Source organism: Nitratireductor sp. GCM10026969, assembly GCF_042660605.1.
GTDB lineage: Bacteria > Pseudomonadota > Alphaproteobacteria > Rhizobiales > Rhizobiaceae > Chelativorans.
The window spans coordinates 1-5,586 of record NZ_JBHSUM010000214.1; the positions used below are offsets into that span (position 1 = coordinate 1).

General features: G+C 63.1%; 6 protein-coding genes. All 6 read left to right on the top strand.

Translation table 11 applies throughout. The features are described from left to right. Nucleotides 1-284 (top strand): zinc finger domain-containing protein (locus ACFP9U_RS23475; RefSeq protein WP_378625163.1); only part of this gene is annotated, 284 nt, incomplete at its 5' end. A 40-nt stretch (nt 285-324) separates the two neighbouring features. Then, complete coding sequence (locus ACFP9U_RS23480) at nt 325-1,098, top strand: enoyl-CoA hydratase (protein ID WP_378625165.1); 774 nt, start codon at nt 325-327, stop codon at nt 1,096-1,098. Nucleotides 1,099-1,245: 147 nt separating this feature from the next. Then, nucleotides 1,246-1,512, top strand: a complete 267-nt coding sequence (rpsT, locus tag ACFP9U_RS23485) for a 30S ribosomal protein S20 (RefSeq protein WP_378625167.1) — start codon at nt 1,246-1,248, stop codon at nt 1,510-1,512. A gap of 749 nt (nt 1,513-2,261) precedes the next feature. Next, complete coding sequence (gene dnaA, locus ACFP9U_RS23490; RefSeq protein ID WP_378625169.1) at nt 2,262-3,851, top strand: chromosomal replication initiator protein DnaA; 1,590 nt, start codon at nt 2,262-2,264, stop codon at nt 3,849-3,851. A 255-nt stretch (nt 3,852-4,106) separates the two neighbouring features. Beyond that, nucleotides 4,107-5,225: a DNA polymerase III subunit beta gene (dnaN, locus tag ACFP9U_RS23495; RefSeq protein WP_378625171.1), complete on the top strand. Its 1,119-nt coding sequence runs from the start codon at nt 4,107-4,109 to the stop codon at nt 5,223-5,225. Next, a partial coding sequence (locus ACFP9U_RS23500) for an AAA family ATPase (RefSeq protein ID WP_378625173.1) occupies nt 5,222-5,586 on the top strand: 365 nt, incomplete at its 3' end. The genes dnaN and ACFP9U_RS23500, both read left to right, overlap by 4 nt.

Below are 5,586 nucleotides of genomic sequence, written 5' to 3' on the forward strand. Positions count from 1 at the left end.
GGCGCGGCGCGGCGACCCTCGCGACCAGGGATGGCGGGCCGACCGGGCGCTGCGAGCGCCTGGCCGAAGCCATCCGAACCGTGATTGCCGATGCCGTGCAGGCCGGAGGCTCGTCGCTGCGCGACTACGTGCAGGCCGACGGATCGCTCGGCTATTTTCAGCACAGCTTCAACGTCTATGACCGCGCGGGCGAAGCATGCCGAAAGGAGGGCTGCAGCGGCACGGTGCGTCGCATCGTTCAGGGCGGGCGCTCGACTTTCTATTGCCCGGCCTGCCAGCGCTAGGTTAACTGCCGAGCCGGACCAGCAAGAAGGAGCGACGTTCATGGCGCACGAGACCATATTGGTGGAGACGCGGGGGCGCGTCGGGCTGATCACGCTCAACCGTCCCAAGGCGCTGAACGCGCTCAACGCCAAGATGCTCGAGGAACTGGTCACCGCAACGGAGGCCTTCGACGCCGACGCCAGGGTTGGTGCCATCGTGATCACCGGTTCGGAGAAGGCCTTTGCCGCCGGCGCCGACATCAAGGAGATGCAGGACAAGACCTATGTCGACGCCTATATGGAGAACTATCTGGCCGGCTGGGAGCGTTTCACGCGCGTACGCAAACCGGTGATCGCGGCAGTGGCCGGCTATGCGCTCGGCGGCGGGTGCGAACTGGCCATGATGTGCGATTTCATCCTCGCCGCCGACACCGCCAAGTTCGGCCAGCCCGAGATCACCCTGGGCATCATGCCCGGTATGGGCGGAACACAGCGCCTGGCACGCATCATCGGGAAATCGAAGGCGATGGAAATGTGCCTGACCGGGCGCATGATCGAAGCGGCGGAGGCGGAGCGTTGCGGCCTCGTCGCGCGCGTGCTGCCCACGGGCGAGTTGATCGAGGAGACGCTCAAGACCGCCGACAAGATCGCCGAGTTCTCCATGCCGGCCGTCATGATGACCAAGGAAGCGGTCAACCGCGCCTATGAAACGGCTCTCAGCGAAGGCCTGCGCTTTGAAAGGCGCATGTTCCAGTCCATGTTCGCGCTCGACGACCAGGAGGAAGGCATGAGGGCTTTCCTCGAAAAGCGCTCTCCGCAGTTCAAGAACCGCTAGCGACTGTTTGGCGTTGACGCGCCGGGCAGGCTGAATTATAAGCCGCCTCGACTGAGGTGGCCCGTCGGCTGCCCTTTTATTTTTTGCCTCGGATTCCCTGTTCTGAACGGGATTCGTGGCGGGAACAGCTGAAACGAGAGAGGACAGATGGCCAATACACCTTCGGCCAAAAAGGCGGTGCGCAAGATCGCCCGCCGGACCGCGATCAACAAGAGCCGCCGTTCGCGCGTGCGCACCTATGTGCGCAAGGTCGAAGAGGCGTTGGCCTCAGGCGACAAGGGCGCAGCCGAAAACGCACTACGCGTCGCCGAACCGGAACTGATGCGCGCGGCTACCAAGGGCGCCCTGCACAAGAATGCCGCCTCGCGGAAAGTTTCGCGGCTTGCCCGGCGCGTGAAGATGCTGAACGCCTGAACAGCCTTCCAGCGACAACCATCCGCCCGGTCCCTCGCGGGGCCGGGTTTTTCTTTGCCGGACAATGTGTTGGACGAGACGTGCGGGCCGCCGGCCACGCGCGCTTTTTCATTTGCCGGCATCATTTTTTCAAGCGCCTAGGAAAACTGTCATAGAAGTCCGGACGCCCCTTGAGCCGTGGAAGGAATTATCCAATATTATCAGTCGCTTGTAATAGTTTATCCACAGGCGACACTTGTCATGCGAAGGACCTGTTCCGCCTCCTGATGTCAAGCATTTTTTTTGGATTTTTTTTCCGGGAACGGGCGCTCCAGGCCCCTCGTGAAAAGCCTCTTGATTCAAAACAGCTTAAGCGTTTTTGCGCCGTTCGAGGCCGCGTATCGAAGGCTTTTGCGCAGGCGGATTCGTGAAAAAAGGGTTAGCCGTGCCCTTGCCCTTTCCACGCGGATTTCGGTAATGTCTGCTCATCGCAAGGGCAGGCGCAGGCCTATAAAACCAAGCCAAAAAGGCAATATGTGCCGCGCGGTTTTTTCGCGCGCCGCTACGCTTGTGCCCAAGCGAATTGTGAGGGATCCGCGGATTCGTCATCGCTGCAATCAGGAACTGCTCTGGCCTACACGCCGGAAGCATGATGACTGTGTCTGTGAAACCAACCTGGCCCACGGGGGGGCAAAAAGGGAAAGGAGGTGCCGGCGCAGGAACCCGCTTGAACATTGGCAACAAACGGACGGGCAAATCAGGTTGTATGCATGTCGATTAAGCGAGCCCGTTTGAATAATCAGAAGCATTTTAACAGGGAAACGAGGATGCAAAGCGGCGTCGAAAGGGAAGTCGAGGGAGCTTTCTCTTTTCAAAATCCCGCAACCCAGGGGGATAAAGGAGACGATTGCAGCGAGCCCAGCGCTGCATTCGACCGTGTCAGGGCCCAGTTGAAGGCCCGTTTGGGCACGGAGGTCTATTCAAGCTGGTTCGGGCGAATGAAGCTGGCGGAGGTCTCGAAGGGCATCGTCCGCATTTCAGTCCCCACCGCCTTCCTGCGCGCCTGGATCAACGGCCACTATCTGGATCTCATCACCGAGTTGTGGCAGGCGGAGGACAGTTCCGTCCTGAAGGTCGAGATCGTCGTGCGCACGGCCACCCGCCGAGCGGTGGCCCCGACCAAGGCAGCGCCGGCGCCCACACGCCGGGTGACCAGCCAGCCCCAGGGTACAGGCGCCAGTAACATAAACGGCGGGACGCGTGCCGGCGCTGCGCCGGCAGGGCGTGCGGAACCGGCAGGACGACCGAGCATACTCGGCTCCCCACTCGATGGCCGCTATACGTTCGATTCCTTCGTCGAGGGCACATCCAACCGGGTGGCCTGCGCGGCAGCACGTACGGTGGCGGAGTCCGACGCGGGCGCCATCCGCTTCAACCCGCTCTTCCTCCACGCCTCTGTCGGGCTGGGCAAGACGCATCTCCTGCAAGCCATCGCCGCGGCATCCCTTAAGCGCCGGCCGCAATCGCGTGTGGTCTACCTGACGGCGGAATATTTCATGTGGCGCTTCGCCACCGCCATTCGCGACAACAACGCCCTGACCCTGAAGGAGCAGTTGCGCGATATCGACCTGCTCATCATCGACGACATGCAGTTCCTGCAGGGCAAATCGATCCAGAACGAGTTCTGCCATCTCCTGAACATGCTGCTCGACAGCGCCCGCCAGGTGGTGGTGGCCGCCGACCGCCCGGCCTCGGAGCTGGAATCGCTCGAACCGCGCGTAAAGTCGCGCCTCAATGGCGGTGTGTCGCTGGAAATCGGGCCGCCTGACTACGACATGCGGGTGTCCATGCTGAAGCAGCGTCTCGGCGCCGCCAAGGCGGAAGACCAGTCGCTGAACATCCCCGAGGAGGTCCTCGAACACGTGGCGCGCGCGGTTACGGGGAGCGGCCGCGAGTTGGAGGGCGCCTTCAACCAGCTCATCTTCCGCCATTCCTTCGAGCCGCAGATCACGCTGGAGCGCATCGACGAGATCCTCGGGCCCATCTGCCGCACCGGCGAGCCGCGGCGCGTGCGCATCGAGGACATCCAACGCATCGTCGCCCGCCACTACAACGTCTCCAAGACGGAGCTCCTGTCCAATCGGCGGACGCGCACGATCGTCAAGCCGCGCCAGGTGGCCATGTACCTGGCCAAGGTGCTGACGCCGCGTTCGCTGCCGGAGATCGGCCGCCGTTTCGGCGGGCGGGATCATACGACGGTGTTGCATGCGGTGCGCAAGATCGAGGGGATATCCGGCGGCGACAAGCAGCTGGCCCAGGAAATCGAGCTTCTAAAGCGCCTCATCAACGAGCAGGCCTGAAGGACGCTGTAGAGTTAAAATCCGTGCATCGTGCTTTCCGAAAAACCGATTCCGGTTTTCGGGCCGGTGCACCAGGCGCCGCAACGGCACTTGCGGCACCATTATCCCCAGAAAGCCCGCGGAAAACGGCTCCAAGCGTTCCGCGGGCTTGCCTTTCACGCTGATTTCCTGTCAGTTTGCTGCAAATCCGGCCTTCGTGCCGTGACAGGCATGTTCCCATGCCGTGACCTTTCATCCAGGCGAGAATCACCGGTCATGCGTGTAGTTCTTGAACGCTCCAATCTTCTGAAGTCCCTGGGCCACGTGCACCGGGTGGTGGAACGGCGCAACACCATTCCCATCCTGTCCAACGTGCTCCTGTCCTCCAACGGCGCAAGTCTGGAGATGAAGGCGACCGACCTCGATCTCGAGGTCACGGAAGCGACTGCGGCGAATATCGAGCAGGCGGGCGCAACGACCGTGCCGGCGCATCTGCTCTACGACATCGTGCGCAAGCTGCCCGACGGCGCCGAGGTGATGCTGAAGATGGACGAGAGCGGCAATGCCGTATCGGTGATTTCCGGGCGATCGACCTTCCGCCTGCAATGTCTGCCGCAGGCGGATTTCCCAGCGCTCACCGCCGGCCAGTTCTCGCACATCTTCCGCATGGATTCGGAAGCGCTGAGCGGCCTGATCGACAAGACCCAGTTCGCCATCTCGACGGAAGAGACCCGCTATTACCTGAACGGCATCTATCTCCACACGCTGGAGGACGACGGCGCGCTCAAGCTGCGCGCGGTGGCGACGGACGGGCACCGCCTGGCCCGCGCCGAGATCGAGGCGCCGGCGGGTGCCGAAGGCATGCCGGGCGTCATCATCCCGCGCAAGACCGTCGGCGAACTGCAGAAGCTGGTGGACGCCCCGGACGTGGCGGTGACGGTGGAGCTTTCCGAGACCAAAATCCGCTTCACCATCGGCAGCGTGGTGCTGACCTCGAAGCTGATCGACGGCACCTTCCCGGATTATCAGCGCGTCATCCCCGCCGGCAACGACAAGCAACTCGTCATCGACCGGCAAAGCTTCTCCGCCGCGGTGGACCGCGTCTCGACGGTCTCGTCCGAGCGCGGCCGTGCCGTCAAGCTGGCTATTGCCGAGGGCCAGGTGACGCTGACGGTCAACAATCCCGATTCCGGCAGCGCGACCGAGGAAATCCCCGCCGGCTATGACGCGGAGCCCATCGAGATCGGCTTCAATGCCCGCTACCTTCTCGATGTCGCCGCGCAGCTTTCCGGCGACGAGGTCCGGTTCCTGCTGGCGGACGCCGGCTCTCCCACCATCATTCAGGACACGGCAGACGAGCACACGCTCTACGTCCTGATGCCGATGCGGGTGTGACCACGGCAGAATCCGCTTCCGCCGGGTCGAGCGGGCACCCGGCGCAGGTTCACATAACGAAGCTGCAGCTTGCGAATTTCCGCAACTATGCGAGCCTTTCGCTGGGACTTGAGCCCGGCGCGGTCGTGCTGACGGGCGAAAACGGGGCCGGCAAGACCAACCTCCTGGAGGCGGTCTCCTTCCTGTCGCCCGGCCGTGGGCTGCGCCGCGCCACGCTGGATGACGTGACCCGGATCGGCAGCACGGACGGGTTCGCCGTCCATACCGAGATCGCGGGGCCGTTCGGGACCTGCCGCATCGGCACGGGTACGGCCGGCGAAGGCGCCGAATCGGCCCGCCGCGTGCGCATCAACGGCGAGAC